Below are 25,584 nucleotides of genomic sequence, written 5' to 3'. Positions count from 1 at the left end.
CTGCCGGCGCCGCTGCATCTGCGCGTTCACGCCGGCGCATGGCGACCTCTCTTGACGTCCTCGCTGCGATAGCGGCCGGTCGAGGTTTGATAGTACTGCGCGCGGATGACCGCCATGGTCTCGAACAACCGTCCCCACGGCTCGGGAAAGCGCGCGTCGGCCATCACCCGCTGCAGCATGCGCGCATGGCCGGCCAACTCATCTTCGAGGAACGCTGCCACGGGCATGGCCGGATAGCGGCGCTGCAGCAGCAGCGCGACATTATCGGACTCGCCCGCCGACCTGTCCTTGTCCCGCCCATGCAGATCGTTCTGCAGGCGCCCCATCGCCGAGATGAGCCACAGCGCATGGCGAAACGCCGGCTGCTCGCGCCACCTGACCATGTCCAGACCCCACAGCAGCGACAGGCAACAGAAAACGTTCGCGTAGGCGATCGAATCGATCCCGTTGTGCAGATACTCCGCATAGGACCAGGGTTCCGCTGCTGGCGCCCGCGCGTTTCCGGCGCGCAGCGCCACGCAATAGCGCCGGGTATCGGCAAGAAGCTGTGCATACTCGCTGCGATCGTAGGCGAGCGCCGCCAGCGACGTGCGCAGTGCGGCGCAACCATCGAAGCCGGGGATCGCGCACGGCACGCCGTGCACCAGCGCATGTTCCGCCGCGGCGAGCTGCCCGGACGTGATCAGGCCGAGATCGTTGCAGTCGTCCAGCCAGAACAGCAGCGCCATTTCGCGATAGAACGCCACGGTTAGCGCTTCGTCCTCGGGATCCCGGCCTGTGCAGGCAGCGTTCTCGTGCAACCCCTGCTGGATGCGCTGCAGGATGTACTGTCCGCCCTTGACTGCCTCCTCGGCATGTTCGGCGGCAAACCCGGTCAGCGACCGTCCCCAGGTCATCACCTGCTCCAATGCGCGTTCGGCCGGGATCACGGCGTCGCCTCCGCTGCGTGCCCCGGACTGCGGCAGCCCCAACGATGCGCCAGCCAGAGACCGGCGAGTTCGGTAACGCGCACCACCCGCACGGGGCAATAGAGTTCCTTGCCGATCCACAGCGGGATCTGGGTCGGCGCGCCCGGCGCGTAGCGAGCGAGCATGTAGTCCAGCGCGTGCGCCACGGCCTGCGCGATGCGCCGGCGCCCCTGCGGCTCCTCGCGCTCGTCCATGGCGTGCAATGCGAACAACGCGTATGCGGTTTCCTCGAGCGTGGACCCGCTTCCGGCTCCCCAACCGCCGTCGTCGCGTTGTGCCTGGAGCAGTCCGGCCAGCGCACGCTCGTCCCGCCATTGCGGCTGCGCCTGCGATAGCGCTGCGAGCGCATGCGCGGTCGGATACAGCCACGATACGTGCCATTTCTCGTTATCCCAGAGACCACGCAGGTTGCGCTGGGCCTGGACATAGGCGCTGGCGCCGTCGGCGGGCCGTCCCAGCAATCGCAGCGCATGCAGGACATGGATGTTGGTGGACACGGAGGTATTGCGTTCGCCGGGAAAGGTGACGAACAGCGCGCCGCTTTCGAACTGGCGCAAGGCGTCGGCCGTCGGCTTGCGGCCTGCCAGGTGCAGAACGCACAACGCCACGGAGGTGTCGTCCGCATCGGCCGCGAAGTGCAAGGCCGGCCCCAGACCGCGCACGCTCATGCGCTCGTCGATCTGCGTGACGATCGGCTGCACCGTATCGATGAGCGCGGGATGCGCGAACAGTTCGGCCAGATGCAGCGTATACAGCGACCAGCACGGCTCGAACACATCGATCGGCCAGACGTTGGGAACGACGCCGTCGATGCCGCTGCGTGTCGCCCGCGCCGCCGCCTGCAGATACGCGTCGGCGCTGTCGAGCTGCGGCGTGCCGCCCTGCGCCAGCGCCTGCGCACGCCAGGCGGCGGTCGCCGCCGGGCTGATGCCGATGCTGCCGTCGGCGTCCGGACGCGCGCTCGCCGGCAACGTTCCCCACGCTTCCCAGGAATGCAGCAGCGGATGGCCGCTCGGCAAGGTCACCGCTCCCAACTTGGCGAGGCGCGCCTGCCGAAGCGGCAACAGCGCCGCGTGACGCGGATGGTCCACAGCGGCCAGCTGCCGCGCGGCCTCGCTGCACAACTGTGGCAGGATCAGTTCCGCCCCGATGGGCGCGTCCTCCGGCACCGCATGCGCATAGGGATCGGGCGCGGTCGCGAGGAAGCGCATTGCGGCCCTTAGTGCATCGGCAGCGCCCGGAAGCTGCTCGACGCGCTGCAGGGCCAGCAGGGCCGCCCACGTGGGCACATGGCGAAACAGGGGGAAGTCCGTGCTTCCCCATCCCCCATCCGCCTGTTGCTGCGCGATCAGCCACAGGTAGGCGTCTTGCCGATCGGCCCAGTCGCCATGGACTTGCAGGGATCGCGCCGTGTCGTAGCAGGAGGGACCGACGCTGCCGCCATCGTGCATCTCGCGCAACAATTGCCGCAATTCGTGGAGGATCTGCTCGGACAGCGCGTTCACGCGGGCTTCCTTCTGACAGTGGGAGACGAGAAACGGGATCTGGCGCATGCCGCGCACGCGGCGATACGCCCGCCGTGGTTCGCCGCGCGCCTGCGTGCATCGCCGCACCGCCAGCGCGCGTGGGCACGGCGGCGCGCAACGCGGCGCCTGCAGTGTTTCCACGCCAGGCGACCGAGGCGATCGGTGGCCCGCCCGGGCCAGGGCGGCCCCGCTGCCGCGGCCGGCTGCCACGGCGGCGGGGTGCATCGAGGCAGGCAGGACGTTTCATGCGCATGGCGCGTGCTCGGCCAGATACAGGTCTGCCCGCCGCAGCATCTGCGCCAGCCGTTCCGCGCGCGGCCCCAGCGGCGCGATCGCCGCTCCGGCATCGCGCAACAGCTCCAGCGCGAACGCGTGCGCGGCCTGCAGCCCCATGATCGACGCGCAGGTCGGCTTCTGCGCCGCCGCATCCTTGCCCGCGGTCTTGCCCAGCGTCGCGGTATCGGCGGTCGCATCGAGGATGTCGTCGACCACCTGCAATGCCAAGCCGAAGCAGGAACTGTAGCGATCGAGCGCACGGTACAGTTCGGCGTGCGCGCCGTCTTCGGCGATCGCGCACAAGGCGCCCATGCGCACGGAGGCACGCACCAGCGCGCCGCTCTTCATGCTGTGCATCGCGACGATCTTGTCCAGCTCCACATACTGTCCGACCAAGGCCAGATCCAGTGCCTGCCCGCCGGCGGCGCCGGCAGCGGACACGGCATGCGCCAGCTCGCGGACGAGCGCGACGCGAATGTCGCCGGGCGCATCCAGTTGCGCGAGGGTCAGAAACGCGTGCGCCTGCAACGCATCGCCGACCAGGATCGCGGTGGCTTCGCCGAACTCGACGTGCACGGTCGGGATACCGCGACGAAGCACGTCGTCGTCCATCGCCGGCAGGTCGTCGTGGACCAGGGTGCAGGCGTGCATCAGTTCAATGGCGGCGCCGACATCGTCGAGCACATGCGACGGCGCGTCGGCCAGTGCGCCGGCAGCCAGACAAAGCAAGGCGCGGGTACGCTTTCCGCCCTGCAAGGTGGCGTAACGCATCGCCGCCACCAGTTTGGTCCCTCCGTCGTCTTCGACGCAGAGCAACCGCGCCATCGCCTGCTCGACCCGCCTTGCGCCAGCCTGCGCCCACGGTTCCTGGAGCGACGTGGCAGAGGCATCGCGCGCCTGCATCTGCGTACTCCCAGCAGCGGGAGCATCCGATCGTGGGGCGTACATCGTGGAACCGGTGTGCATGTTGTTCATGTCCTTGTACCTGCAAGGAAACGGCCACGGCGGAAGGCGAACCGCCGCGATGGTGCCGGCACCCCATCGGCCATGGCCGTGGGCGTCGAAATGTCTTGGCTCGTCAGCGTCGATGTCCCGACCGAGCGCACGCTGCGTAACCTCACGAAAAGCCGATATGGATGCCCATCGACGGATGCGCGGTCGGGTAATAGCGACGGCCCTTTTCGACATCGCCCAGCAACCGCGGCCGTACCCCGGCTTTGTCCATGGTCAGTGCCAGGGCGATGCAGAACTGCACCAATTCCAGCCACACCAGGTGGTAGCCGATGCACACATGCGGACCGGTACCGAACTGCAGCATGTCCACCGGCCGGATCGGTTCGGTGCGTTGCAGCCACCGCTCCAAGCGGAACCGATCCGCTTCCCCGTGCAGCAGCGCCGAGGTCGAGAAGTACAGCAGCGGGATGCACAGGCGGGTGCCTGCCGGAACCCGCCGCTGGCCCAGTTGCAGTTCATGCAGTGTGCGGCGCGGCAGCAGCGTGGTCGCCGGATGCACGCGCAGCGTTTCGCGGAACAGCGCCTCGGCGACCCGACACTGCGCCAGGTCCGCAGGCTGGGTCGGCACCTCCCCGACGCGCCGCGCCTCCTCGACCAGGGCGTCCCACAATGCCGGCTGCCGCGCCAGTTCGATCACCATCCAGGCCATCGTCGAAGCGGTGGTGTCGTGGCCGGCGAGCAGCAGCAATCGGATGTTCGCGACCAGAACGTCGTCGGAGAGCGCATCGTCGCCATGGTCGAAGGCGTTCACCATGTCGTTGAGCAGGCCATTGCGCGCGGCATGCGCGCGCGCGTCGCCGATGAATTGGCGCAACTGTGCGTCGATCCATTCGCGTGCGGCGCGGCCGCGCCGCAATGGCAGGCCAGGCAGATCGACAGGCGGAGCGACGATCAACTGCAGCAGCTGGTGGTACTTGCGACGCCATCCCGGCAGGTCCTGCACCGGAATGCCCATGAGGCTGAAGATGAGCTTGAGCATCAAGTCGCCGGTCTCGCGCAGGATGGCCACCTCGCCGCGGTCGCGCCACGCCTGCAACCGCGTCTGGATGACCGGCGCGAACAGTTCGCCGATTCCGGCCTGGATCAGACCTTTGGGCAGGAACGCCGCCTTGATCGCATCGCGCGCCTGTCGATGCACGGCGCCGTCCTGTGCGACCAGCGTTCCGCCAAGCAGTTCGGGTGCGATTTCTTCGATCAGCGCCGACGACACGTCCTTGTGCCGCAGCAGCGCGAACGCCTCCGGATCGAGGCAGGTCATGAGTTGCCCGGCAGGGCCGAAATCGAGCCAGAAGTGGTTGCCCAACGTCTGCTCGGCGCGCTGCAGCAAGTTCGGCAGATCACACACGATGGCAGGAAGATGCCCGACCAGAGGAAATGCGCCGCGCATGACCGGGATGTCGTGGCGCAGCCGCGGACGACGGTGCAACGGATTGAGCAGCATGGCCATCAGCGGTGCGGCGCCGCGGCCACGGCGGGGGCGGCAACATGCGCAGCAGCGCGGCTGTTGCCGCCGTCCGCATACGTCGGCACATGCGCCAGCATGCCGCCATCGATGCAGACGACCTGACCGGTGATGAAGGCGGCATCGTCGGACAGCAGAAACGCCACCAGCGCCGCCACGTCCTGCGCACGACCGACGCGTGGAAGCAGTTGGTGCCGGCGCAAGTGCCGTTGCGTGGCGTCGTCCAGTTTGGCGACAAGTCGCTCGGTCATGATCAGGCCCGGCGCGACCGCATTGCAGCGGATCTGCGCGTGACCGTACTGGGTGGCGAGCGAGGTCGACAGCATGTTCATCGCCGCCTTCGACGCGGCATAGGAAGTCTGCGCGGTATCGCCGCTCAGCCCCTGGCACGAGGACATGACCACGATCGCGCCGCCGCCGCGGGCGATCATGCGCGGGACGGCCTGCCGGCAGCACAGCAGCGTGCCGCGCAGATTGGTCGCCATGGTCTGGTCCCAGACTTCCATGTCCAGCTCCAGGAGCGCGCGGTCGCGCGGCGTCAGCTGCATCGCGCTCGCGTTGTTCACCAACAGATCGACCACGCCGAAGTGCCGTTGTGCCGCCTCGAACAGTGCGGCCACCGCCTGCGCATCGGCGATGTCCGTGGTGACGGCCAGCGCCTGGCCCGCGGCGGATGCGATCTGCGCGGCGCACGCCGTGGCCGCCGGACCATCGATATCGGCCACCACCACCCTGCCGCCTTCGCGCGCGATGGCGAGCGCGCATGCCTTGCCGATACCGGCGCCTGCACCGGTCACCACCGCCACCTTGCCTTCAAACCGGTTCATCGCGTCCTCCCGGGATCGGTTCGTCGGTCGCCGTCTGTCGCGCGACCGACGACGACGGCGGGGCATTGCCGTGATCGGCCTCATCAACAGCGTCGCGCTCGATGAGGCGGATCGCGGCGACAGGACACTGGCTGGCCGCGAGCCGCACGGCGGCATGCAGGGCGTCCGGCACGACCGCCACGCACACTTCGGCGATGCCGTCCGACGCGCGCTGGCGAAAGATGCGCGGCAGGGTCAGCATGCACTGCCCGGTGGTTCCGCACAGATGCTGGTCGACCAAGACGCGCATCTCAGTCCCCCACCGCATGCAGCCGCACCGGCAGCACGCGGAACGTGCGCAGGAAGGCGGACGGCTCCCGGGTCGGCTCCCCGGCCAACACCAGCGTGGGAAAGCGCGCATGGATCCGCGGCAGGCTCTCTGCCAACTGCACCCTGGCCAGTTGCGCGCCTAGGCAAAAATGGATGCCGTGGCCGAAGCTCAACATGATGTTTCCCTCCGTCGACATGCCAGGACTGGTGTGGTGAAAGCGCGCGGGATCGAAGCGGTCGGGGTCGGCGAACGCATTCGGATCGCGGTTGCCGGCCGCGATCAGCACGCGCACGTCCGCGTTCTTCGGGATCACTCCGCCGTCCAGTGCGATGTCGCGCTGGGCGATGCGCGGAATGGAGCTGAACATCGCCGGCGCCTCGCAGCGAAGGACCTCCTCGACGAACGCCTTCACCGCGGCGGCGTCGCCCTGCAGCCAGTGCCGCTGCTCGGGATAGGCCAGCATGGCCAGGACCGCGTGGTCGATGGTCGCGGCAGTCGTCGCGAAACCGCCCAACAGCATGCCCCAGAGCATGCTGATCAGTTCGGCATCCGACAGCGCATCGGCATCGTCGTCGTGCGCGCCGACCAGCAGCGACACGATGTCCTGACGGGACTCGGTCCGCTTGCGCTCTATCAGGGCACCGAAGTAGGCCTGGACCTTGGCGCTAGTGGCATCCGCCGCGGCCAGCTGCGCGTCGCTGGCATGCGGGCTCAGACCTTCCAGAATGGTGCCGATGCCGGCGGCCAGGCCGGACATGTCCTCCTGCGGCATGCCGAACAATTCGGCGAAGACCAGCATCGGCAAGGCGAGCGCGAACTCCCGATGCAGGTCCACGGTCTCCCCGCGCGCCAGCGCGGGCGCCATGCGGTCCAGGCGCGCTTCTACGATCCGCACGATGCTGGGCCGCAGGCTGTCGATCTGGCGCACGGTGAAGTCACGGGAAACGAGCCGACGCAGGCGCGTGTGCGTCGGCGGTTCTTTCATTGCCAGCGTGGATGCCAGCAAGTTGAGCGAAAGGCTGGTCGCCGCACGCGGAAAGTAGCGCGCCAGCTCGCCCGGCGCCGGTCCGCGGAATGCGTCGCCGGTAGCCTTGAGCGCCCAATAGATGTCGGCATGACGGCTCAAAAGGAAGATGCCCGAGGCCGCGCGATGCACTGGATCGTGCTGGCGCAGCCAGTGCATGAATGGGTACGGGTCGCGGATGCACGCTGGCGATGCCAGTTCGGCGAATGCGTCCCGGCATACTGCCGTGGTGTTTTGCACGTCCATCGTCGTTCCCTGTTTGGCTGGTTGATCTGCCCGGCGCGCGGCAAGCGCGCCGGCGACTGGCGGAAGATCGCCGTGTCCGCTGGCATTCGTCCTCACCAGCGCACCGGAAACTCCTCGAATCCACCGGTGATGATCTCTTTGCGCAGTCTGAGTTCGTCGGGCGCCACCGCCAGGCGCAATCCGGGAAAGCGCTGGAAGATCGAGCCGAACACGACCTTGAGCTCCAGCCTGGCCAGCGCGACGCCGATGCAATAGTGCGGCCCGTAGGAGAACGCCAGATGCGGCTTTTCGTCGCGTCCGATATCGAAGACTTCCGGGTCGTTGAAATGGAGCGGATCGAACGAGGTCGCCGGCAGGCCGACCAGCACCTTGCTCTCCGCGGGAATGTGCACCCCTGCGATGGTCACGTCGGTCCTCGGATAGCGCATGATGCCGTCCCACCCGGCACCAGGCGGGTACATGCGCAGGATTTCCTCAACCGCCTTCTCGACCAGAGACGGATCGCCGACCAGACGCTCGCGCTGTTGCGGATGGCGGAACAACGCCAGCAGCCCGAATTCGATCTGCGCGACCGTGCTCTCATGCCCTGCAACCAGCATGCCCGCTGCCAAGCCGATCGCTTCCTCCTCGGTCGCTTCGCCGCGATCGACCGCCTTCATCAGATCCGTCAACAGGTTATCGCCCGGAGCCTGGCGTTTTTCCCGCATCTTGCCGCGGATGTAGGCGCGCAGTTCTTCCCAGGCCAGGCGCGACGCGTTGCGCGGGCCGCTTTCGTGCTGGTGCGTCATCACTTCGTCGGACAGTCCGGCGAAGAAGGCATGATCCTCGTAAGGCACGCCCATCAGCGCGCTGATGACCATGGCCGGAAGCGGGAAGGAGAGCGCGCGCCGCAGGTCGGCGAGCTGCGGCTGGGCCTCCAGCGCATCGAACAACTGCGTGGCGATCGCCTCGACCTGTTGCGCGAGCAGCTTCACCCGCCGGTTGCTGAAGGCCGGCGCGACGATCGTGCGCAGTCTGGCGTGTTCAATGCCCTCATGCGAGACCAGCCACCCCGGCGAACCCAAGATCACCGAATCCGGCGTGAATTCGGCTGGCGGCATTCCCGCCGGGCGGAACGTCGCATCGGACAGGACCGCTTTGGCCTCGTCGTAGCCCGTCACCCACCAGCCTTCGTGGCCGGAGGGAAAGCGCACGCGGTGGATCGGCCCGCTGGCGTGTAGTGCCAACATCTCGGGCGACGGCTCGATGTGATCGACGCGCCACATCGGCAGCGTTGCCAATACGTCTTGAGGCATGACAGAACTCACTCTCTGGCAATGGAAGGGCGGAAGGTGACCGGCAGGCGCTGTGCGCAGCGGATAACGTAGGAAGGAAGGGAGGCGATATCCTCCGGGGCGTCGGCAACGCGTTCGCCGCTATCGCACGCGGCGATCAGGGCCGATGCCAGGTCGGCGCCGTTATCCAGTCTGCATATTCCGATCAGCGGGTGATCCTCTGGGATTGCGCCATCCTGCAGCGCTCGCCAATGCCGCCAGTCTCTGCTGAAGCGCCGGCCGGCAAGGATCCATTTGAGCGTCTGCCGGCGGGCTGCGGCCCAGGTCACCACATTGCCGGGCAGCGCCACCTCGATCATTCCATCTCTTTGCAGAATCGAGGACGATGCATTATCCAATTGCGACTGAGCGATCGACATATCTATCACATCACAACGTCCGCTTTCCAAGCGCATACCAATAGATCCTTACAAAATAATTATTTTTATGCAAAGCTCTCGAAATATCGCAGCGCAACAGGATTACGTGCGCTAAATTCAATTCCTTCAGCCACGCCAGTACATTTTCTTTGTGCGAAAGCGCACAAAAAATATAAGCACACAAGCCTTTGTAGCTGCATAGCTTTTGCAACGGAAAGAACTCACCCCGGCAGCTTCAATTCAATGAAACGTTCGCTGACGGCACCATCATATCCAGCTGTTTCTTAGAAAAATTATCATTCGTTCAAAAAAACCAAGATACACAACCGATACAGAATAGACAAAAATATTGCGCTCCATCGCGCTTCAGCGACGCACGGCCATCGTTTAGCCAATAAAGGTTCTCCAAAATTTCGCAAAAATGCGATCTGGACTTAATCGGATTTTGTCCCTCGCCATCTCACGATGCGGCGAATGCCCAGCCCCGCTTGCGCAGGAACGGACGGCTGGGCCGACGCGCCTGCGCACAAAACGCCTCACTGCTCCGCGCGTTTCGGATCGGCGGACGCACGCCCGTGGCGCGGCGGCGATGGCGCGCGCCATGTTCGGCAGCGCACGGCCTTTGCCTGGGGGACTGACGCTGTTGGTTGCAGGCGCGCGCGGCTTCTGCCTCCTGCCTTCGCCAGGCGCCGCAGATCCCCGATCGCCGCCGCGCCCGCCGCGATGCGGGTGCGGCGATACTTACCTGCGTCTTACCCGCCGTACCAGACCAGCAGCAATGCCAGCAATGCCGGCATCCCCTGCACGAACAAGATGCGCCGGCTGACGCTCATCGCGCCGTAGATCCCGGCCACCACCACGCAGACGAGGAAGAAGGTCGCCACGTCGCGACGCTGTGCCAGCACTGCCCAGAACAGTCCCGCCGCCAGGAAACCGTTGTACAGGCCCTGGTTGGCCGCCAGCACCTTGGTCAGCTGCGCCTTGTCCGGCGCGTTGCGGAACACCTTCATGCCCAGCGGCCGCGTCCACAGGAACATCTCCAGCACCAGGATGTAGACGTGCAGCAAGGCCACCAGGCATACCAGAATCGAGGCCAGCAGGGTCATGCGCGCATCCATCGGCGAAAGAGGATGCACAGCATAACGGCTAGCGCAGCGGCCGGCACCGCGGCCGCGCGGCCTGCTGTGCGCAGACTCAACGCGTCGACGCCGTCTCCGCCGCTGCAGGCGCGGTGCTTTCGACCGCCCGCGCCAGGCGCCAGCCGATGACGCCGGAAAGCGTCGCCGCCAGCGCGGCCAACGCGGCGAAACCCGGCACGCCCATGCCCAGCCCGCGCAGGCCAATCATCGCCGAAGAGACGGCCACGTCGCCGGCACGCCACACCGCCGTGTCCACTGCGTTCTTGCCCTGGTAGCGCAGCTGCCGCGGCACCCGCGTGTACAGCGATTCGCGGGCGGGGCCGACCATGCCGTAGGTCAGCGAACGGGTGATCACCACCGGCAGCACCACCCAGGGCACGATCCACACCGCCAAGGCATAGGGATCGGGCGACAACGCGGTCGCGACCAGCGTGCCCACGCTGATCAGCGCCCATAGCGCGATCACCGCGCCGGCGCCCTTCTTCATCAGCAGCCAGCGGGTCACGGTGATCTGCACTACCACCTGCAACACGTTGGCCAGCATATCGATGTTGGCGGCGAACTGGGTACGCTCGACCGCGTCGTGGAAGGTGGCGCCGGAGTAATCGGTCATCAGCGCATAGCCGGCCGTGCCGATGCAATCGCCCAGCAGCATCAGCAACGCCATGCCGCGCATGAACGGATTGGCCAGGATCTGTTTGAGGCCGTCGAACATGCCGCCGCCGACCGCCGCCTCGTGGCCGACATCGTGGCGGCGCGCGCCATGCACCCGCGCCCAGCGCCCGAGCAGGATCACGCACGCCAGCGCCACGCCCAGCAGCGCCGCCGACACCACCAGCAGCGGCGCCACGCCGATCACCCCGACCAGCCCGCGGGTCAGCAGCGGCCCGGCCACCGCACCGGCGGTGCCGCCCAGGCCGATCAGCGGGAACAGCCGCCGCGCCTGTTCGTTGCTCCAGATATCGGCCATGAAGCTCCAGAACACCGACACCACGAACAGGTTGAACACGCTGACCCAGACGAAGAACACGATGCCCAGCGCGCGCGGACTGAGCCCGCCGTGGCCGCCGAACAGCGGCACGAAGCCGAGCAGGCACAGCGCGAAGAACACGTACACCGCCGGCACCACGATCCGCCGCGGCCAGCGCGCCGCCATCCACCCGAACAGCGGGGTCAGCAGCAAGGTGGCGACGAAGGTGGCCATGAAGAACCAGGGCAACTGGGTCGAGCCGACAGCCGCCGACAGTTGCTCGCGCACCGGCCGGATCACGTAGTACGCCGCCAGCACGCAGAAGAAATAGACGAAGGACAGCAGCACCGCGCGCAGCTCGCCGGTCTGGACGCGCTTGTTTTCCGCTTGCATCGGCCTGCCGTTCGCCGGGTGGTTGCCCGCACGGTAGCCGATGCACTGCAACATCGCCAGCGCCGCCGCCACGCGCAGAGTCACGCTCCTCGGCACGTCTGCATCCCGCGGCGCGGCCGAGCATATGCTCTATCCCCGGCGGCTAGCGTCGGCGCCACGAAACGGGGGAACCGCGGGTGTACGACTACATCATCATCGGCGCAGGCTCGGCAGGCTGCGTGCTGGCCAACCGGCTCAGCGAGGATCGCGCTTGCAAGGTGCTGCTGATCGAGGCAGGGCCGCGCGATCGCAATCCCTTCATCCACATGCCGGCGGGCCTGGCGCGGCTGACCAGCAACCGCCGCATCAACTGGAACTACCTCACCGCGCCGGAGCCGGCCTTGAACGATCGGCGCCTGTGGTGGCCGCGCGGCAAGGTGCTGGGCGGCTCCAGCTCGATCAACGCGATGTGCTACGTGCGCGGCGTGGCGGCCGACTACGACGACTGGGCCGCGCACGGCGCGGAGGGCTGGGACTGGCGCGGCGTGCTGCCGTATTTCCGCCGCAGCGAACGCAACAGCCGCGGCGGCGATGCGCTGCACGGCGGCGACGGGCCGCTGCACGTGTCCGATCTGCGCTACCACAACCCGCTGTCGGACGTGTTCATCGCTGCCGGCGAGCAGGCCGGTTTCGCCCACAACCGCGATTTCAACGGCCCGCAGCAGCAGGGCGTGGGCCTGTACCAGGTCACCCAGAAGGACGGCGCGCGCTGCTCGGCGGCGGTCGCCTACCTGGCGCCGGCGCAGGCGCGCGCCAACCTGCAGGTGATCACCGACGCGCTGGTGCTGCGCCTGCTGGTGGAGGGCGAACGCGTGGTCGGCGTGGCCTACGCGCAACGCGGCGCCGAAGTGCAGGCGCGGGCCGCACGCGAGGTGCTACTCAGCGCCGGCGCGGTGAACTCGCCGCAACTGCTGATGCTCTCGGGCATCGGCCCGGCCGACGAACTGCAGCGCCATGGCATCGACGTGCGCCTGGACCAGCCGCAGATCGGCGCCAACCTGCAGGACCATCTGGACGTGTGCACGCTGTACCGCACCCGCCCCGGCATCAGCTACGACCGCCGCAACCAGCTGAAGATCGCCTTCGACTATTTCCTGCGCGGCCACCGCGGCGCCGGCAGCAGCAACATCGCCGAGGCCGGCGGTTTCATCCGCTCGCCGCTGGCGCCGGACGCACGCGCCGACATCCAGCTGCATTTCGTGCCGGCGATGCTCGACGACCACGGCCGCAACCGGCTGCCCGGCGACGGCTTCACCCTGCACGCCTGCCACCTGCAGCCGCGCAGCCGCGGCCGCCTGTCGCTCAACGACGCCGACCCGCGCACGCCGGCGCGGATCCAGGCGAACTACCTCAGCGATCCGGACGGCTTCGACCTGCGCATGCTGGTGGAATGCGCGCGCCTGGCGCGGCGCATCCTACGGCAGCCGGCGTTCGATCCCTGGCGCGGCGCGCCGTTGCTGCCGGTACGCGACGACCTGGACGAAGCCGGCCTGATCGCCTACATCCGCGCCAAGGCCGAGACCATCTACCACCCGATCGGCACCTGCCGCATGGGCAACGACGCGCAGGCGGTGGTCGATCCGCAGCTGCGCCTGCGCGGGCTGGAAGGACTGCGCGTGGTCGATGCCTCGGTGATGCCACGCCTGGTCAGCGGCAACACCAACGGCCCGACGATGATGATCGCCGAGCGCGCCGCCGACCTGATCCGCGGCCACAGCGCGCTGCGCGACGGCTGAGGCGCGGCCGGCGCAGCCTACCCGCGCCTCACCGCGCGCGCCCCGCCAGCCACACGCCCAGCGCCGCCAGCGCGAAGCCGCACAGCTTCAGCGCGGTCAGGTGCTCGCCGAGCAGCACGTGGCCGAACACCGCGGTCACCGGCGGCATCAGGAAGAACAGGCTCGCCACCTGGGTGGCGGCGCCGCGCCGCAACAGCAGGAACAACAACGCGAAGCCGCCGATCGAATTGACCAGCACCAGCCACGCCATCGCCGCGACGACACCGCCGCTGGCCTGGAAGCGGAAGCCTTCCCACGCCGCCAGCGGCAGCAGCAGCAGCAGCGTCGCCGCCGCGTTCTGCACCGCCAGCCCGACGCGTAGGTCGAGCTGCGCGGCATGCCGCTTCTGGTACAGGGTGCCGGCGGCGATGCCGAACAGGCCGACCAGCGAGGCCAGCCAGCCGCCCCACGGGGTGGCGCCGTCGATGCGGTCGGCGGCGACCGTGGCGACGCCGGCGAAGCCCAGCGCCATGCCTAGCCACTGCGCCGCGCGCAGCCGCGCCCCGCCCCACCACGGGCTGGCCCAGGCCACCAGCAGCGGCATCGCCCCGATCACCAGCGCGGCCACGCCCGAGCCGGTGCCCAGCGCGAAGGCGGCGTAGACCCCGCCGAACTGCAGGGCCAACATCAGTACCCCGGCTACGGCGCTGCGCGCCAGTTGCGCGCGCGGCAACGCCCGCAGCCGCGCAGGACCGGCGGCGAACGCGAAGCACAGCGCGGTCAGGCCGAAGCGCCACAGCAGCGCGGTAAACGGCGCCGCGTGCGCCACCACCTGCTTGCCGGCGATGTAGCCGGTGCACCAGACCAGCACGAAGGCCAGCCCCAGCCAGGTCGCGGCGGCGGGCGCCGTGCGCGCGGGGGGGATCGGGGGCAGGGCGGGCTCGGGCATGCGCCATGATCCCGCAGCGGCGCGGCGGCGTCACCGCAGTGGCATCGCGGCAGGCCGGGGCGACGCCGCGCGCTGCGGCTTCGGCACACCGGTTGCATGGGAGTGCACAACTGCCGCGCCCTTGCGGCACGGCCATGCGGACAGCGCGTTGCCGGCCTTGCCGACCTGGCAAAATCACCAGCAGGATCAAGACGATGCCCATTCATCTTCTCCCGGTTTGTGCAATGGCGAACAGCGGCGCTAGAATCAGTTTGGGCAGCACCTCACAGGCCACACGCGCAATGAAACAGAACAGCAGGCACCGGCTCCTTCGACCGGTGGCAACCGGGTTGCTCGGGGCATTGCTGCCCTTTGCGATGTCCTCCACCGCGCAGACGCCGGCGCCCTCGCAACCGCTGCCGCCGCCGATCTACACCGAGGCCACGCGCTACACCTCGCCGACCCAGCCGCTGCCGTACCGCGCCTCGTTGCCGGACAGCAAGGTACTGCCGCTGGCCAAGGACTTCGATGTCGCCAGCCTGGAAGCGATGGCCGAGCAGCTCACCTACGGCGAGCGCGTGCCTGGCCTGGCGGTGGCGATCGTGCACAACGGCCAGGTGATCAGCGCGCGCGGCTATGGCGTCACCGACGTCAACCATCCCCAGCCGGTCAATGCGCACACCGTGTTCCGCCTGGCCTCGCTGTCCAAGGCCTTCGCCGGCACCATGGCCGGCCTGCTGGTCAACGACGGCACCCTGCGCTGGGACAGCAAGGTCACCGACTACGTGCCCGGCTTCCAGCTCAGCGACCCGGTCGCCACCCGCCAGTTGAACGTGGCCGACCTGCTCAGCCATCGCGTCGGCCTGACCTACAACGCCTACGACCGCGACGTCGAGTCCAACACCGACTACTACACGCTCAGCCACAAGCTCGCCTACGCCCCGCTCAAGTGCGCGCCCGGGGAGTGCTACGCCTACCAGAACGTGGCCTTCAGCCTGATCGGCGACGTGGTGTTCGCCGCCTCCGGCAGCTTCTACGAGCAGTCGGTGGAGCGCCGCATCTTCAAGCCGCTGGGCATGAACGACGCCAGCATGGGCCTGGCCGGGATCCAGGCCAGCCCGAGTTGGGCGCGCCCGCACGTGCGCAGCCGCAACGGCTGGGTGTCGCTGATGCCCAAGCCCACCTACTACCGGCTGGCCCCGGCGGCCGGCGTCAACGCCAGCATCAGCGACATGGCGCAGTGGCTGATCGCGCATACCGGGCACCGTCCGGACGTGCTGCCGGCGCCGCTGCTGGCGACCCTGCATGCGCCGCTGATCCTCACCCCCGGCGAGATGCGCTCGGGCTGGCGCCGCGAGCGGGTCAACTCGGCCAGCTACGCGCTGGGCTGGCGCATCTTCGATTATTCGGGACACCAGGTGGTGTTCCATGCCGGTGCGGTGCAGGGCTATCGCGGCCTGGTCGCGCTGGTGCCGGAACGCGACCTGGGCGTGGCGATCCTGTGGAACGGCGAGAGCGGCCTGCCCTCCGGCCTGCTGCCGACCATCCTGGACCGCGCGATCGGCCTGCCGGCGCAGCGCTGGCTGGACGTGGACACCGACTTCGGCAGCGACAACATGATGGCCGAGCGTCCGGATCCGAAGGACAAGAAAGGCGCCTCCGCGTCCAAGTCGGCGGCGTCGCCGCGCTGACGCAGGCGGTCTCCCGATGGATGCAGCGGAAGGCGGCGCAAGCCGCCTTTCTGCTGTCTGCTTGCTGGCTCGCGAGACCTGCGCTTCACCGCGACTAGATCTGGTGGGCTGCGCAAGACAGCAACTGCGCCTGATCCGAGGTTGGTGGAATCCAGGCGATAGGGTCGCGGCTGAAGCCGCTTGTGTCTGGAGATTGCTCTACAGTTTGAGTGGAGAGCGATGTGCGGCACGCCGACAGGCCGTAGTGTTCAAGCACGTGTAGGAGCCAGGGCGGCCGCACATCGACCTCGTTGCCTAGCCCGAACAGTTGAACGAGCGTTCGCTCGAACTTCACAAGCGTGGGCAGCGACGAGGTGGCTCTCTCCTGTCCCCCAGTCTACCTAACGCTTATGCCTCTTTGGATCGGTATCGATGTGGCCAAGGACACCTTGGCCGTCCACGTGCTTCCCCTGGACCAGTTGCTGTCCTTTCCCAATGCCGCCCAGGGCCACCAGCGCCTGTGCGACCACCTTGCCGGGCACTGCGTCGGCAACGCGCTGCTGGAGGCCACCGGCGGCTACGAACGGGCGGTGATGACGGCACTGGCCACGGCAGGGATCCCGGTGACCCGGATCAATCCGCGCCGGGCACGCGCTTTCGCCACGGCCTTGGGCACAACCGCCAAGACCGATCCGCTGGATGCGGCCTTGCTGGCGCGCATGGCTCACCTGGTGCAAGCGCCCGCGCCGGCTCCCGATCCCTTGCGTGAGCAACTGCGCATGCTGGTCCAGCGCCGCGAGCAACTGGTCCAGCAACGTGACGACGAGCGCCGTCGCTTGCATCAGGCGACCCTGGCCATGGTGCGCGCGTGCCTGATCGAGCAGATCGGCGACGTGCGCCGCCGTATCCAGCGGATGAACCAGGCGATCAAGCAGGTGCGGTGCCAGCTCGACGATGCGCTGGCGCACGCCCTGGGCACGGTCCCGGGCATCGGCGAGGTCACCACCGCCAGCCTGATGGCCTATCTGCCCGAACTGGGGACGCTGGATCGTCGCCAGATCGCGGCCCTGGTCGGCCTGGCTCCCTACAACGTGGACAGCGGGCAGCACTGCGGCAAACGCCGCATCCGCGGCGGGCGTGCCACGATCCGACGAGTGCTGTACATGGCCTGTTGGAGCGTTGTGCGCACTCAAGCCTCCTTCAAGGAGCGTTATCAACAGTTACGGGCACGCGGCAAGCCCGCCAAGGTCGCCATCACCGCATGCATGCGCGTGCTGCTTATCCGACTCAACGCCATGGCACGAGATCGCACACCATGGCGTGAGGTTATCGGATGAGAAGACAGTTGCTCCTACAGGGGAGCGACGTGCGGCTCGGCTACCCCGAAAAGCCCCTCTCCCATCAGCCTGATTAGCGCTGTGTCTCAGCTGGTGATGCTGCCTTGGTTTAGAAATGCAGGTTCTTCAGTGAGATACGGCGATGACGCTCAATCGGATCCAGTTCCAAAAGGGGCTTTCGATTCCGGCTTTTCTGAGCCGCTACGGCTCCGAGGCGCAATGTGTCGAGGCCTTGGTTCAGGCCAGGTGGCCCAATGGCTTCGTGTGTCCGCAGTGCGGACACACGCATGCCAGTGGCTTTGAGCGGGGACGCCAGCACCTGTGGCAGTGCGCGCGCTGCCGGGTACAGACCAGCTTGACCGCCGGCACGCCCATGGCAGACACCAAGCTTCCCTTGCGGGTGTGGTGGCTGGCCATCTATCTGGTGAGCCAAGCCAAGAACGGAATTGCTGCGCTGGAACTGGCTCGGCAACTGGGCGTGTGCTATCGCACTGCATGGCGGATCAAGCACAAAGTGATGTCGGCGATGGCCGATCGTGAGCAGTCACGCCGGCTCGACGGAGAGGTCCAGATCGATGATGCCTATCTGGGCGGCGAACGCGCCGGTGGTCCAGGCCAACCGCAGTGGCGCAATAAAGTGCCGTTTATTGCAGCGGTTTCCCTGCATCAAGGGCGCCCGCGCTATCTCCGCCTGGATGTGGTCTCCAGCTTCCGAAGAAGCGTCGTGCACACGTGGGCTCAGCAGGCACTGGCACCGGGCACCCATGTCGTCAGTGATGGGCTGACAGCGTTCACCGGTGTGGGCTGGGCAGGCCTGACCCACGATGCCATCGTGACCGGAAGCGGCCGCAAAGGCGTCCAGCAGCCTCGTCTGCGTTGGGTCAATACGATCCTGGGCAATCTCAAAACGGCGCTTAGCGGCACCCACCATGCGGTGGACTTCCCCAAATACGGCGCGCGCTACCTGCATGCGCATGCCTACCGCTTCAATCGCCGCTTCAACCTGGCCGCCATGGTGCCGCGCCTGGCCAGTGCCCTGGCCGGCGCGGGAAGGCTCACAGAGCAGCAACTGCGTACGACAGCTGAGACACAGCGCTAATCAGGTCCCATCAGGAGATGGGTTGGGGTGAGGGTCCGGGCGAAGCCGCGCGGCAATGAGGACGCATGGCGATGCACGTCACCTCGGCGCATAACGCTTCACTACGCACACACCCGCAACCAGCGCTACGCGCCACCTCCCTCGAAAAGGCTGCCATGGTCGCGGCGGGAGTACGCAGCCGAAGCCGAGCGGCGGCGAACACGTCGTCCGCAACAGCCAGGCAAGCGCTTGGCGAACTCGCGCGCCATCGTCGCCTGCAGCGCAGTCGGAATTCAGTGCAGATCGGGCACGCGCCAGGCGGCGATAGAGCACGATGGCAGCAACACCGCCGGCGCGGGGACTGGCCACGGCGCAGGCGACACGTCGCTGGCAGATGGGCGGCAGGTCAGCGGCAGGTCGACGCTGGCAAACAGCTCGCCGCGGCGACGGCGAGCGCACGCCCATAAAAAAGCTCCCTCCCCGCTGGGCACCGGGGAGAGAGCTCTAGGTACGGCTATCGGGATGGATCAGATCAGATCAGCGGCGCGGGCGTTGCCGGCAGCGCGACCGGAGCGGTCTTCTTCTTGCGGGCAACCGGCTTCTTCTTGGCGACGGCCTTCTTGGCGACAGCCTTCTTCGCGGTCGGCTTCTTGGCAGCCGACTTCTTCACGGCCTTCTTGGCGACGGCCTTCTTCGCGGTCTTCTTTACCGCCTTCTTCGCGGTGGCCTTCTTCGCGGTCTTCTTGGTGGCGGCCTTCTTGGCGGTCGCCTTCTTCGCCGTCTTCTTCACGGCCTTCTTCGCGGTGGTCTTCTTGGCGGTGGCCTTCTTGATGGCCTTCTTCACCTTGGCGACCTTCTTGGCGACTTTCTTGGCGACCTTCTTGACCGCCTTCTTTACCGAGACCTTCTTCGCTGCCGGCTTCTTGGCGGCAGTCTTCTTGACCGCTTTCTTAGCGGCCGGCTTCTTTTTCGCAGCTTTTTTCGTGGCCATGGGATGGCTCCTCGTCAGTGAACTATGGATTGAAAACGCCCAGTTAAAGCAAACCCGCGGCGATGGTCCGCCTGCAGGATCCGCCGGCGCGTAGTGCGGGCCGGGTCGGATACAGAAACACCCGTAGCGAAGCTCGATACGGGTGCCGTGCCAGGGGAGACGTTGCATTTCTCGGAGGGAAGCGACACCTGCTCCACCATCATCAGGTTCCTGGCGGATGTCCAAGTTGTGCTTCGCGTTTCGATGTCGATCCGATTCACTCGCTTGCGCAGCAACGTCTGCTGGGCGAAACCTAATCACGCTTTTTTTTACTGTCAACAGTTCTACGCAATTTTTTTTCAGGCGTCGCGTGCCGCGACCGCACCGATCGCCGCGATCGGCAGCCCCTGGAGCTCGACAACAGCCATTGCGAAATCCGCGGCGAAACTTCGACGCAAACAAAAACAGCGGTAATTCCCGCGCTTTTTTGCAACACACCGCCGCGACTGGCAGTTTCGCCCGCGGCCGCGCACGGCGCTGGCGGCATCCAGGCGCGTGCGTGCGAGCCTGTCCGCAAGCTGAAAAAAACTTTTCGCAGCATGCGCCGTTCCGGCATCGCACAAGAGCAAATGCGCAAAACTGCGCAAACTTTTCGCGCTGTTCGGCGCTTGCGAGCGTGCACGCGCGACGCCGCGCACTGCATCGCGGCGACGACGACGACGACGACGATGCCGTTGTAGCGTCCGCATGGCTGCGCATGGTCCTCACCGGCACATCACGCAATGCGAGCGGACGCGTCGCGTTTGCGCTCGCCGCCGCGTCCGCTGCCCAGCGCATGTTCGCCTCGATCGACCCCGCAGCACCGCGCATGCGCGCCGCGGCGAACACACCCGGCCGAACGCACCCGACGCCGCTGGCCGACGCTGACCGCAGCGCAGCGAAGGCTGCTGCGATCGGCAGACGCTTCGCCCGCGGCGCCCGACTGCGATGCACATCACCGTGACTGCCAAAAAACCGACGCGAGGTTCGCCGCGATCCGGTGCCGCTGCAGCGGCGTCGCCTTCCAGCATTTGGCGACCACGGCGTGCGCGTCGATGCGTGCGGTGCGACCGGCATCCGCCACCTGCGTGTCGCATCCGTCGCCCGCGTCGCACCCGCTCGCCGCTACGTCGGCCACTCAGAGACATGCCGAGCGCCCGAGCGCCTGATCTACAAACCTCCGCACTACCGAAAGCGCGCTCCGCTTCCCGCTGCCGCGTTCTTTTGTGCCGCGCAAACGAAAACCGGCCGCACAAGGCGGCCGGTTGGGCTGTCGCGACGAAGCGCTTCGGCTCAGTGGCCGTCTTCCTCGAGCAGCTCGGCGTAGTCGTCCGGGGTCAGCAGTTCGTTCAACTGCTCCGGGTCGGCGATCTCCAGCACGAAGATCCAGCCTTCGCCGTACGCGTCCTCGTTGATCGTCTCCGGCTTGTCGCTGAGCGCGGCATTGACCTCGACCACCTTGCCGGTGAGCGGGCTGTACACGTCCGAGGCGGCCTTCACCGACTCGACCACGGCCACGCCGTTGCCGGCCACGACGTCGTCGCCGACGTTGGGCAGCTCGACGTAGACCAGATCGCCGAGCAGGCCCTGGGCGTGCTCGGAGATGCCGACGGTGACGCGCCCGTTGCCTTCGACGCGCGCCCATTCATGGGACTTGAGGAATTTGAGGTCGCCAGGGATCTCGCTCATGGGGCTGCTCCGGAAAAGACGGTGTCGGGGATGGAGGGATAGTGTAGCGAACCGGATGCTCCGCAACGCAGCGGCCGCGCATCGCTTGCGCGAACGCCGCGGCGGCCGCCGCTCAACCAAGCACGCTCAGCCAAGCACGCCGGGCTGGACCTGGCCTTCGCGCACGAACGGGAACTTGACCACGCGCACCGGCACTTCCTTGCCGCGGATGTCCACCCGCACCGGCCCCGGTTCGCCGGCCGGCACGCGCGCGAACGCGATCGCCTTGCCCAGCGTCGGCGAGAAGGTGCCGGACAGGATCTCTCCGTCGCCCTGCGCAGTGAGCACCTTCTGCCCGTGGCGCAGCACGCCCTTGTCGTCCATCACCAGGCCGATCATCTGCCGCGGCGCGCCGTTGGCCTTCTGCGCCTCAAGCACGTCGCGGCCGATGAACGCGCGGCCCTCGTCCAGCGCCACGGTCCAGGCCAGCGCGGCTTCGTACGGCGACACGCTGTCGTCCATGTCCTGCCCGTACAGGTTCATGCCGGCCTCCAGGCGCAGCGTATCGCGCGCGCCCAGCCCGGCCGGCGCGACCCCTGCTTCCAGCAGCGCGTTCCAGAACGCCACCGCCTGCGCCTGCGGCAGCACGATCTCGAAACCGTCCTCGCCGGTGTAGCCGGTGCGCGCGACGAACAGCGCCACGCCGTCGGTCGAGGTGGCCTCGAACGCGGCGAAGCGGCCCAGCTTCTGCACCGCTGCGCGGTCGTCCTCGCGCAGCAGGCCGATCGCCTTGGCGCGCGCATTCGGGCCCTGCACCGCGATCATCGCGAAGTCCTCGCGCTCGCGCACCTCCACGCCGAACGCCTGCGCCTGCGCACCGATCCAGGCCAGGTCCTTGCTGCGCGTGGCGGCGTTGACCACCAGGCGGAAGAAGGTATCGGACATGTAATAGACGATCAGGTCGTCGATCACCCCGCCCTGCGGGTTGAGCATGCAGGTGTACAGCGCCTTGCCCGGCAGCTTCAGCTTGTCCACCGAGTTGGCCAGCAGATGGCGCAGGAACGCGCGCACCTGCGCGCCGTGCAGATCGACCACGGTCATGTGGCTGACGTCGAACATGCCGGCGTCGCGGCGCACCTGGTGATGCTCGTCGATCTGCGAACCGTAGTGGATCGGCATGTCCCAGCCGCCGAAGTCGACCATCTTGGCGCCGAGGGCGCGATGGCTGTCGTTGAGGATGGTCTTCTGGGTCATGGCGCGGGTCCGTGGCGAAAGTCGCCCATTATCGCCGCCGAGCGGCCGGATTGGAGATTCGGGATTGGGGGATTCGGGGCGGCCGCATACGATCCCGCCCGAAGGCACGCCGTTGTAGGAGCGGCTTCAGCCGCGACAGGCCTTACCGATAGATCCTGTCGCGGCTGAAGCCGCTTGTGTCTGGAGATTGCTCTACAGTTTGAGTGGAGAGCGATGTGCGGCACGCCGACAGGCCGTAGTGTTCAAGCACGTGTAGGAGCCAGGGCGGCCGCACATCGACCTCGTTGCCTAGCCCGAACAGTTGAACGAGCGTTCGCTCGAACTTCACAAGCGTGGGCAGCGACGAGGTGGCTCTCTCCTGTCCCCCAGTCTACCTAACGCTTATGCCTCTTTGGATCGGTATCGATGTGGCCAAGGACACCTTGGCCGTCCACGTGCTTCCCCTGGACCAGTTGCTGTCCTTTCCCAATACCGCCCAGGGCCACCAGCGCCTGTGCGACCACCTTGCCTGGCACTGCGTCGGCAACGCGCTGCTGGAGGCCACCGGCGGCTACGAACGGGCGGTGATGACGGCACTGGCCACGGCAGGGATCCCGGTGACCCGGATCAATCCGCGCCGGGCACGCGCTTTCGCCACGGCCTTGGGCACAACCGCCAAGACCGATCCGCTGGATGCGGCCTTGCTGGCGCGCATGGCTCACCTGGTGCAAGCGCCCGCGCCGGCTCCCGATCCCTTGCGTGAGCAACTGCGCATGCTGGTCCAGCGCCGCGAGCAACTGGTCCAGCAACGTGACGACGAGCGCCGTCGCTTGCATCAGGCGACCCTGGCCATGGTGCGCGCGTGCCTGATCGAGCAGATCGGCGACGTGCGCCGCCGTATCCAGCGGATGAACCAGGCGATCAAGCAGGTGCGGTGCCAGCTCGACGATGCGCTGGCGCACGCCCTGGGCACGGTCCCGGGCATCGGCGAGGTCACCACCGCCAGCCTGATGGCCTATCTGCCCGAACTGGGGACGCTGGATCGTCGCCAGATCGCGGCCCTGGTCGGCCTGGCTCCCTACAACGTGGACAGCGGGCAGCACTGCGGCAAACGCCGCATCCGCGGCGGGCGTGCCACGATCCGACGAGTGCTGTACATGGCCTGTTGGAGCGTTGTGCGCACTCAAGCCTCCTTCAAGGAGCGTTATCAACAGTTACGGGCACGCGGCAAGCCCGCCAAGGTCGCCATCACCGCATGCATGCGCGTGCTGCTTATCCGACTCAACGCCATGGCACGAGATCGCACACCATGGCGTGAGGTTATCGGATGAGAAGACAGTTGCTCCTACAACGGATGCATGCAGCATGCGGAGATGCCGCGCACGCACGGCAGCCTCCCAATCCCCAATCCCCAATCCCCAATCCCGGCCTCACTCCACCTGCACCAACAACGTCATCCCATCCACCCCGACGATGCGCACCGTGCTGCCGGCGGGCAGGTCGGGGCCGCCAACCACCCAGAACGCGTCGTCGACCTTGGCGCGGCCGCGGCCGGCCTGGATCGGCTGGTCCAGCATCACTACCCGGCCGATCAACTGCTCGGCGCGGCGGTTCAGCAGCGGCCGGTCGCTGACCCGGTCGCGGCCGCGGAACCAGGTGCGGTACACCTGGATCGAGACGAAGCTGAGCACCACGAACGCGCCGATCTGCAGTAGCAGCGAGATGCCCGGCAGCACCAGCACGGCGACGAACACCGCCGCGGCGGCGAAGCCCATCCACAGCATGAACGCGCCCGGCGCCAGCGCCTCGGCCGCGAACAGCAGCAAGGTCAGCGCGCCCCATGCCACCACCTCGGCGCGCATGCTTCAGACTCCGCTGCGCGGCGGCATGCCGCGCGGCACCGCCGGCGGCGCGGACTGCTGCTTGCTCAGCGCCTCGCGCGCCAGTTCGCCGATGCCGGCGATCGAGCCGATGATGCCGCTGGACTCCATCGGCATCAGCACGAACTTCTGGTTCGGCGCGGTGGCCAGTTCCTTGAACGCCTCCACATACTTCTGCGCGATGAAGTAGTTGATCGCCTGCACATCGCCCTCGGCGATCGCCTTGGACACCATGGTGGTGGCGCGCGCTTCGGCCTCGGCCAGGCGCTCGCGCGCTTCGGCGTCGCGGAACGCGGCTTCCTTGCGGCCTTCGGCCTCCAGCACCGCGGCCTGCTTCTCGCCCTCGGCGCGCAGGATCTCCGACTGCCGCGAGCCCTCCGCCTCCAGGATCTGCGCGCGCTTCTCACGTTCGGCCTTCATCTGCCGCGCCATCGAATCGATCAGGTCGCGCGGCGGCTGGATGTCGCGGATCTCGATGCGGGTGACCTTGATGCCCCACGGATTGGTCGCATGGTCGACCACGTTGAGCAGCTGCGCGTTGATCGTCTCGCGCTGGCTCAGCGATTCGTCCAGGTCCATCGAGCCGATCACGGTGCGGATGTTGGTCTGCACCAGCGCGATCGTGGCGATCTCCAGGTTCGACACTTCATAGGCGGCCTTGGCCGCGTCCAGCACCTGGAAGAACACGACTCCGTCCACCCGCACCACCGCGTTGTCCTTGGTGATCACGTCCTGGCTGGGCACGTCCAGCACCTGCTCCATCATGTTGACCTTGCGGCCCAGGCCGTAGACCACCGGAATCAGGAAGTGCAGGCCGGGCGACAGGGTATGGGTATAGCGGCCGAAGCGCTCCACCGTCCACTGGAACCCCTGCGGCACCACGCGCACGGTCTTGAACAGCACGATCACGCCCGCGACCAGGATCACCAGGGCGAGGAAATAAGTGGATGGCATCAGGTTGCTCCATTAACCAGGGGATGAATAAGCCGCGAGTATAGCGAGCGGCGGCAGGCCGCCCGCGCTACCCGCGGATGCGCCCGGGCAGCATGCGGCGCTCGCTCAGGTAGCACGGATAGAACGCACGGAACTTGACGAAGCAACGCATGCGATGGCCCTCCCAGGCAGCGCAGGCCTACAGCATACGCCGCTGCGCGGACGCCTACATTAAAAGGGACGGAT

Annotated in this window: 25 protein-coding genes; 6 read left to right on the top strand and 19 right to left on the bottom strand. The window is 67.3% G+C overall.

The window, feature by feature from the left end; all coding sequences use genetic code 11:
* Positions 1-26: 26 nt before the first annotated feature.
* The 11 genes from KHF85_RS05980 to KHF85_RS05930 form a co-directional block, all read right to left on the bottom strand.
* Positions 27-929 carry a terpene synthase family protein gene (locus KHF85_RS05980; protein WP_284568884.1) on the bottom strand — a complete coding sequence of 301 codons (903 nt, stop codon included), beginning with the start codon at positions 927-929 and terminating at the stop codon, positions 27-29.
* Positions 926-2,521, bottom strand: coding sequence for a hypothetical protein (locus KHF85_RS05975; RefSeq protein ID WP_284568883.1), 1,596 nt, complete (start codon positions 2,519-2,521; stop codon positions 926-928). The genes KHF85_RS05980 and KHF85_RS05975 overlap by 4 nt, the downstream gene beginning before the upstream one ends.
* A gap of 216 nt (positions 2,522-2,737) precedes the next feature.
* Positions 2,738-3,673 carry a polyprenyl synthetase family protein gene (locus tag KHF85_RS05970; RefSeq protein ID WP_409976694.1) on the bottom strand — a complete coding sequence of 312 codons (936 nt, stop codon included), beginning with the start codon at positions 3,671-3,673 and terminating at the stop codon, positions 2,738-2,740.
* A gap of 214 nt (positions 3,674-3,887) precedes the next feature.
* Positions 3,888-5,225, bottom strand: coding sequence for a cytochrome P450 (locus KHF85_RS05965; protein WP_284568881.1), 1,338 nt, complete (start codon positions 5,223-5,225; stop codon positions 3,888-3,890).
* Positions 5,226-5,230: 5 nt separating this feature from the next.
* Positions 5,231-6,052: a glucose 1-dehydrogenase gene (locus KHF85_RS05960; protein ID WP_284568880.1), complete on the bottom strand. Its 822-nt coding sequence runs from the start codon at positions 6,050-6,052 to the stop codon at positions 5,231-5,233.
* Between the two features lie 7 nt (positions 6,053-6,059).
* Positions 6,060-6,362, bottom strand: coding sequence for a ferredoxin (locus KHF85_RS05955; protein ID WP_284568879.1), 303 nt, complete (start codon positions 6,360-6,362; stop codon positions 6,060-6,062).
* A gap of 1 nt (position 6,363) precedes the next feature.
* A complete protein-coding gene (locus KHF85_RS05950) occupies positions 6,364-7,653 on the bottom strand; it encodes a cytochrome P450 (protein ID WP_284568878.1) in 1,290 nt (429 codons plus the stop codon).
* 92 nt (positions 7,654-7,745) lie between these two features.
* A complete protein-coding gene (locus KHF85_RS05945) occupies positions 7,746-8,948 on the bottom strand; it encodes a cytochrome P450 (RefSeq protein ID WP_284568877.1) in 1,203 nt (400 codons plus the stop codon).
* An 8-nt stretch (positions 8,949-8,956) separates the two neighbouring features.
* Positions 8,957-9,382 carry a hypothetical protein gene (locus tag KHF85_RS05940; protein WP_284568876.1) on the bottom strand — a complete coding sequence of 142 codons (426 nt, stop codon included), beginning with the start codon at positions 9,380-9,382 and terminating at the stop codon, positions 8,957-8,959.
* Positions 9,383-10,098: 716 nt separating this feature from the next.
* Positions 10,099-10,452 carry a DUF1304 domain-containing protein gene (locus tag KHF85_RS05935; protein WP_284568875.1) on the bottom strand — a complete coding sequence of 118 codons (354 nt, stop codon included), beginning with the start codon at positions 10,450-10,452 and terminating at the stop codon, positions 10,099-10,101.
* Between the two features lie 88 nt (positions 10,453-10,540).
* Positions 10,541-11,932, bottom strand: coding sequence for an NTP/NDP exchange transporter (locus KHF85_RS05930; RefSeq protein WP_284568874.1), 1,392 nt, complete (start codon positions 11,930-11,932; stop codon positions 10,541-10,543).
* Between the two features lie 92 nt (positions 11,933-12,024).
* Here KHF85_RS05930 and KHF85_RS05925 point away from each other — a divergent pair, with 92 nt between their 5' ends.
* Positions 12,025-13,623, top strand: a complete 1,599-nt coding sequence (locus KHF85_RS05925) for a GMC family oxidoreductase (RefSeq protein WP_284568873.1) — start codon at positions 12,025-12,027, stop codon at positions 13,621-13,623.
* A 28-nt stretch (positions 13,624-13,651) separates the two neighbouring features.
* Here KHF85_RS05925 and KHF85_RS05920 read toward each other — a convergent pair whose 3' ends face one another.
* Complete coding sequence (locus tag KHF85_RS05920) at positions 13,652-14,551, bottom strand: DMT family transporter (RefSeq protein ID WP_284568872.1); 900 nt, start codon at positions 14,549-14,551, stop codon at positions 13,652-13,654.
* A gap of 317 nt (positions 14,552-14,868) precedes the next feature.
* On the opposite strand from KHF85_RS05920, the gene KHF85_RS05915 reads away from it, so the two are divergent.
* From KHF85_RS05915 to KHF85_RS05905, 3 genes are all read left to right on the top strand, one after another.
* Positions 14,869-16,221: a serine hydrolase domain-containing protein gene (locus KHF85_RS05915; protein ID WP_175402531.1), complete on the top strand. Its 1,353-nt coding sequence runs from the start codon at positions 14,869-14,871 to the stop codon at positions 16,219-16,221.
* 389 nt (positions 16,222-16,610) lie between these two features.
* The gene (locus tag KHF85_RS05910; protein WP_284568871.1) at positions 16,611-17,537 is read left to right on the top strand and encodes an IS110 family RNA-guided transposase; all 927 of its coding nucleotides are present in this window, start codon (positions 16,611-16,613) and stop codon (positions 17,535-17,537) included.
* A gap of 142 nt (positions 17,538-17,679) precedes the next feature.
* Positions 17,680-18,636 carry an IS1595 family transposase gene (locus KHF85_RS05905; protein ID WP_284566649.1) on the top strand — a complete coding sequence of 319 codons (957 nt, stop codon included), beginning with the start codon at positions 17,680-17,682 and terminating at the stop codon, positions 18,634-18,636.
* A 511-nt stretch (positions 18,637-19,147) separates the two neighbouring features.
* Here KHF85_RS05905 and KHF85_RS05900 read toward each other — a convergent pair.
* Both KHF85_RS05900 and KHF85_RS05895 read right to left on the bottom strand, forming a co-directional pair.
* Entirely contained in the window at positions 19,148-19,606 is a 459-nt protein-coding gene (locus tag KHF85_RS05900; RefSeq protein WP_284568870.1) for a histone H1-like repetitive region-containing protein, read from the bottom strand.
* A 338-nt stretch (positions 19,607-19,944) separates the two neighbouring features.
* Complete coding sequence (locus KHF85_RS05895) at positions 19,945-20,334, bottom strand: hypothetical protein (protein WP_284568869.1); 390 nt, start codon at positions 20,332-20,334, stop codon at positions 19,945-19,947.
* 8 nt (positions 20,335-20,342) lie between these two features.
* On the opposite strand from KHF85_RS05895, the gene KHF85_RS05890 reads away from it, so the two are divergent.
* On the top strand, positions 20,343-20,588 hold the full coding sequence (locus KHF85_RS05890) for a hypothetical protein (RefSeq protein ID WP_284568868.1): 246 nt from the start codon (positions 20,343-20,345) through the stop codon (positions 20,586-20,588).
* Here KHF85_RS05890 and KHF85_RS05885 read toward each other — a convergent pair.
* From KHF85_RS05885 to gcvT, 3 genes are all read right to left on the bottom strand, one after another.
* The gene (locus tag KHF85_RS05885; RefSeq protein ID WP_284568867.1) at positions 20,580-20,762 is read right to left on the bottom strand and encodes a hypothetical protein; all 183 of its coding nucleotides are present in this window, start codon (positions 20,760-20,762) and stop codon (positions 20,580-20,582) included. The genes KHF85_RS05890 and KHF85_RS05885 overlap by 9 nt on opposite strands.
* A 155-nt stretch (positions 20,763-20,917) precedes the next feature.
* The gene (gene gcvH / locus KHF85_RS05880) at positions 20,918-21,313 is read right to left on the bottom strand and encodes a glycine cleavage system protein GcvH (protein WP_053838778.1); all 396 of its coding nucleotides are present in this window, start codon (positions 21,311-21,313) and stop codon (positions 20,918-20,920) included.
* Between the two features lie 126 nt (positions 21,314-21,439).
* A complete protein-coding gene (gene gcvT / locus KHF85_RS05875) occupies positions 21,440-22,546 on the bottom strand; it encodes a glycine cleavage system aminomethyltransferase GcvT (protein ID WP_284568866.1) in 1,107 nt (368 codons plus the stop codon).
* Between the two features lie 383 nt (positions 22,547-22,929).
* On the opposite strand from gcvT, the gene KHF85_RS05870 reads away from it, so the two are divergent.
* Complete coding sequence (locus KHF85_RS05870) at positions 22,930-23,856, top strand: IS110 family RNA-guided transposase (protein WP_284566622.1); 927 nt, start codon at positions 22,930-22,932, stop codon at positions 23,854-23,856.
* Positions 23,857-23,955: 99 nt separating this feature from the next.
* Here KHF85_RS05870 and KHF85_RS05865 read toward each other — a convergent pair whose 3' ends face one another.
* Together KHF85_RS05865 and KHF85_RS05860 are read right to left on the bottom strand one after the other, a co-directional pair.
* Positions 23,956-24,387, bottom strand: coding sequence for an NfeD family protein (locus KHF85_RS05865; protein ID WP_284568865.1), 432 nt, complete (start codon positions 24,385-24,387; stop codon positions 23,956-23,958).
* Positions 24,388-24,390: 3 nt separating this feature from the next.
* Positions 24,391-25,359, bottom strand: a complete 969-nt coding sequence (locus KHF85_RS05860) for an SPFH domain-containing protein (protein ID WP_003472760.1) — start codon at positions 25,357-25,359, stop codon at positions 24,391-24,393.
* Between the last annotated feature and the right edge of the window lie 225 nt (positions 25,360-25,584).

Origin of the sequence: Xanthomonas graminis pv. graminis (assembly GCF_030168915.1) — a bacterium.
Lineage (GTDB): Bacteria > Pseudomonadota > Gammaproteobacteria > Xanthomonadales > Xanthomonadaceae > Xanthomonas_A > Xanthomonas_A translucens.
Note: the sequence above shows the minus strand (reverse complement) of the source record. Positions and strands in the feature narration are given on the sequence as shown.

Bases quoted from the DNA above. Each gene is read 5' to 3' on its own strand.
- KHF85_RS05905 (WP_284566649.1), top strand. From the start codon at position 17,680: ATGACGCTCAATCGGATCCAGTTCCAAAAGGGGCTTTCGATTCCGGCT.
- KHF85_RS05860 (WP_003472760.1), bottom strand. From the start codon at position 25,359: ATGCCATCCACTTATTTCCTCGCCCTGGTGATCCTGGTCGCGGGCGTG.
- KHF85_RS05895 (WP_284568869.1), bottom strand. From the start codon at position 20,334: ATGCGGACGCTACAACGGCATCGTCGTCGTCGTCGTCGTCGCCGCGAT.
- KHF85_RS05865 (WP_284568865.1), bottom strand. From the start codon at position 24,387: ATGCGCGCCGAGGTGGTGGCATGGGGCGCGCTGACCTTGCTGCTGTTC.
- KHF85_RS05955 (WP_284568879.1), bottom strand. From the start codon at position 6,362: ATGCGCGTCTTGGTCGACCAGCATCTGTGCGGAACCACCGGGCAGTGC.
- gcvH (WP_053838778.1), bottom strand. From the start codon at position 21,313: ATGAGCGAGATCCCTGGCGACCTCAAATTCCTCAAGTCCCATGAATGG.
- KHF85_RS05920 (WP_284568872.1), bottom strand. From the start codon at position 14,551: ATGCCCGAGCCCGCCCTGCCCCCGATCCCCCCCGCGCGCACGGCGCCC.
- KHF85_RS05910 (WP_284568871.1), top strand. From the start codon at position 16,611: ATGCCTCTTTGGATCGGTATCGATGTGGCCAAGGACACCTTGGCCGTC.
- KHF85_RS05890 (WP_284568868.1), top strand. From the start codon at position 20,343: ATGGTCCTCACCGGCACATCACGCAATGCGAGCGGACGCGTCGCGTTT.
- KHF85_RS05970 (WP_409976694.1), bottom strand. From the start codon at position 3,673: ATGCAGGCGCGCGATGCCTCTGCCACGTCGCTCCAGGAACCGTGGGCG.
- KHF85_RS05870 (WP_284566622.1), top strand. From the start codon at position 22,930: ATGCCTCTTTGGATCGGTATCGATGTGGCCAAGGACACCTTGGCCGTC.
- KHF85_RS05950 (WP_284568878.1), bottom strand. From the start codon at position 7,653: ATGGACGTGCAAAACACCACGGCAGTATGCCGGGACGCATTCGCCGAA.
- KHF85_RS05900 (WP_284568870.1), bottom strand. From the start codon at position 19,606: ATGGCCACGAAAAAAGCTGCGAAAAAGAAGCCGGCCGCTAAGAAAGCG.
- gcvT (WP_284568866.1), bottom strand. From the start codon at position 22,546: ATGACCCAGAAGACCATCCTCAACGACAGCCATCGCGCCCTCGGCGCC.
- KHF85_RS05965 (WP_284568881.1), bottom strand. From the start codon at position 5,225: ATGCTGCTCAATCCGTTGCACCGTCGTCCGCGGCTGCGCCACGACATC.
- KHF85_RS05940 (WP_284568876.1), bottom strand. From the start codon at position 9,382: ATGCGCTTGGAAAGCGGACGTTGTGATGTGATAGATATGTCGATCGCT.
- KHF85_RS05975 (WP_284568883.1), bottom strand. From the start codon at position 2,521: ATGCGCCAGATCCCGTTTCTCGTCTCCCACTGTCAGAAGGAAGCCCGC.
- KHF85_RS05935 (WP_284568875.1), bottom strand. From the start codon at position 10,452: ATGACCCTGCTGGCCTCGATTCTGGTATGCCTGGTGGCCTTGCTGCAC.
- KHF85_RS05945 (WP_284568877.1), bottom strand. From the start codon at position 8,948: ATGCCTCAAGACGTATTGGCAACGCTGCCGATGTGGCGCGTCGATCAC.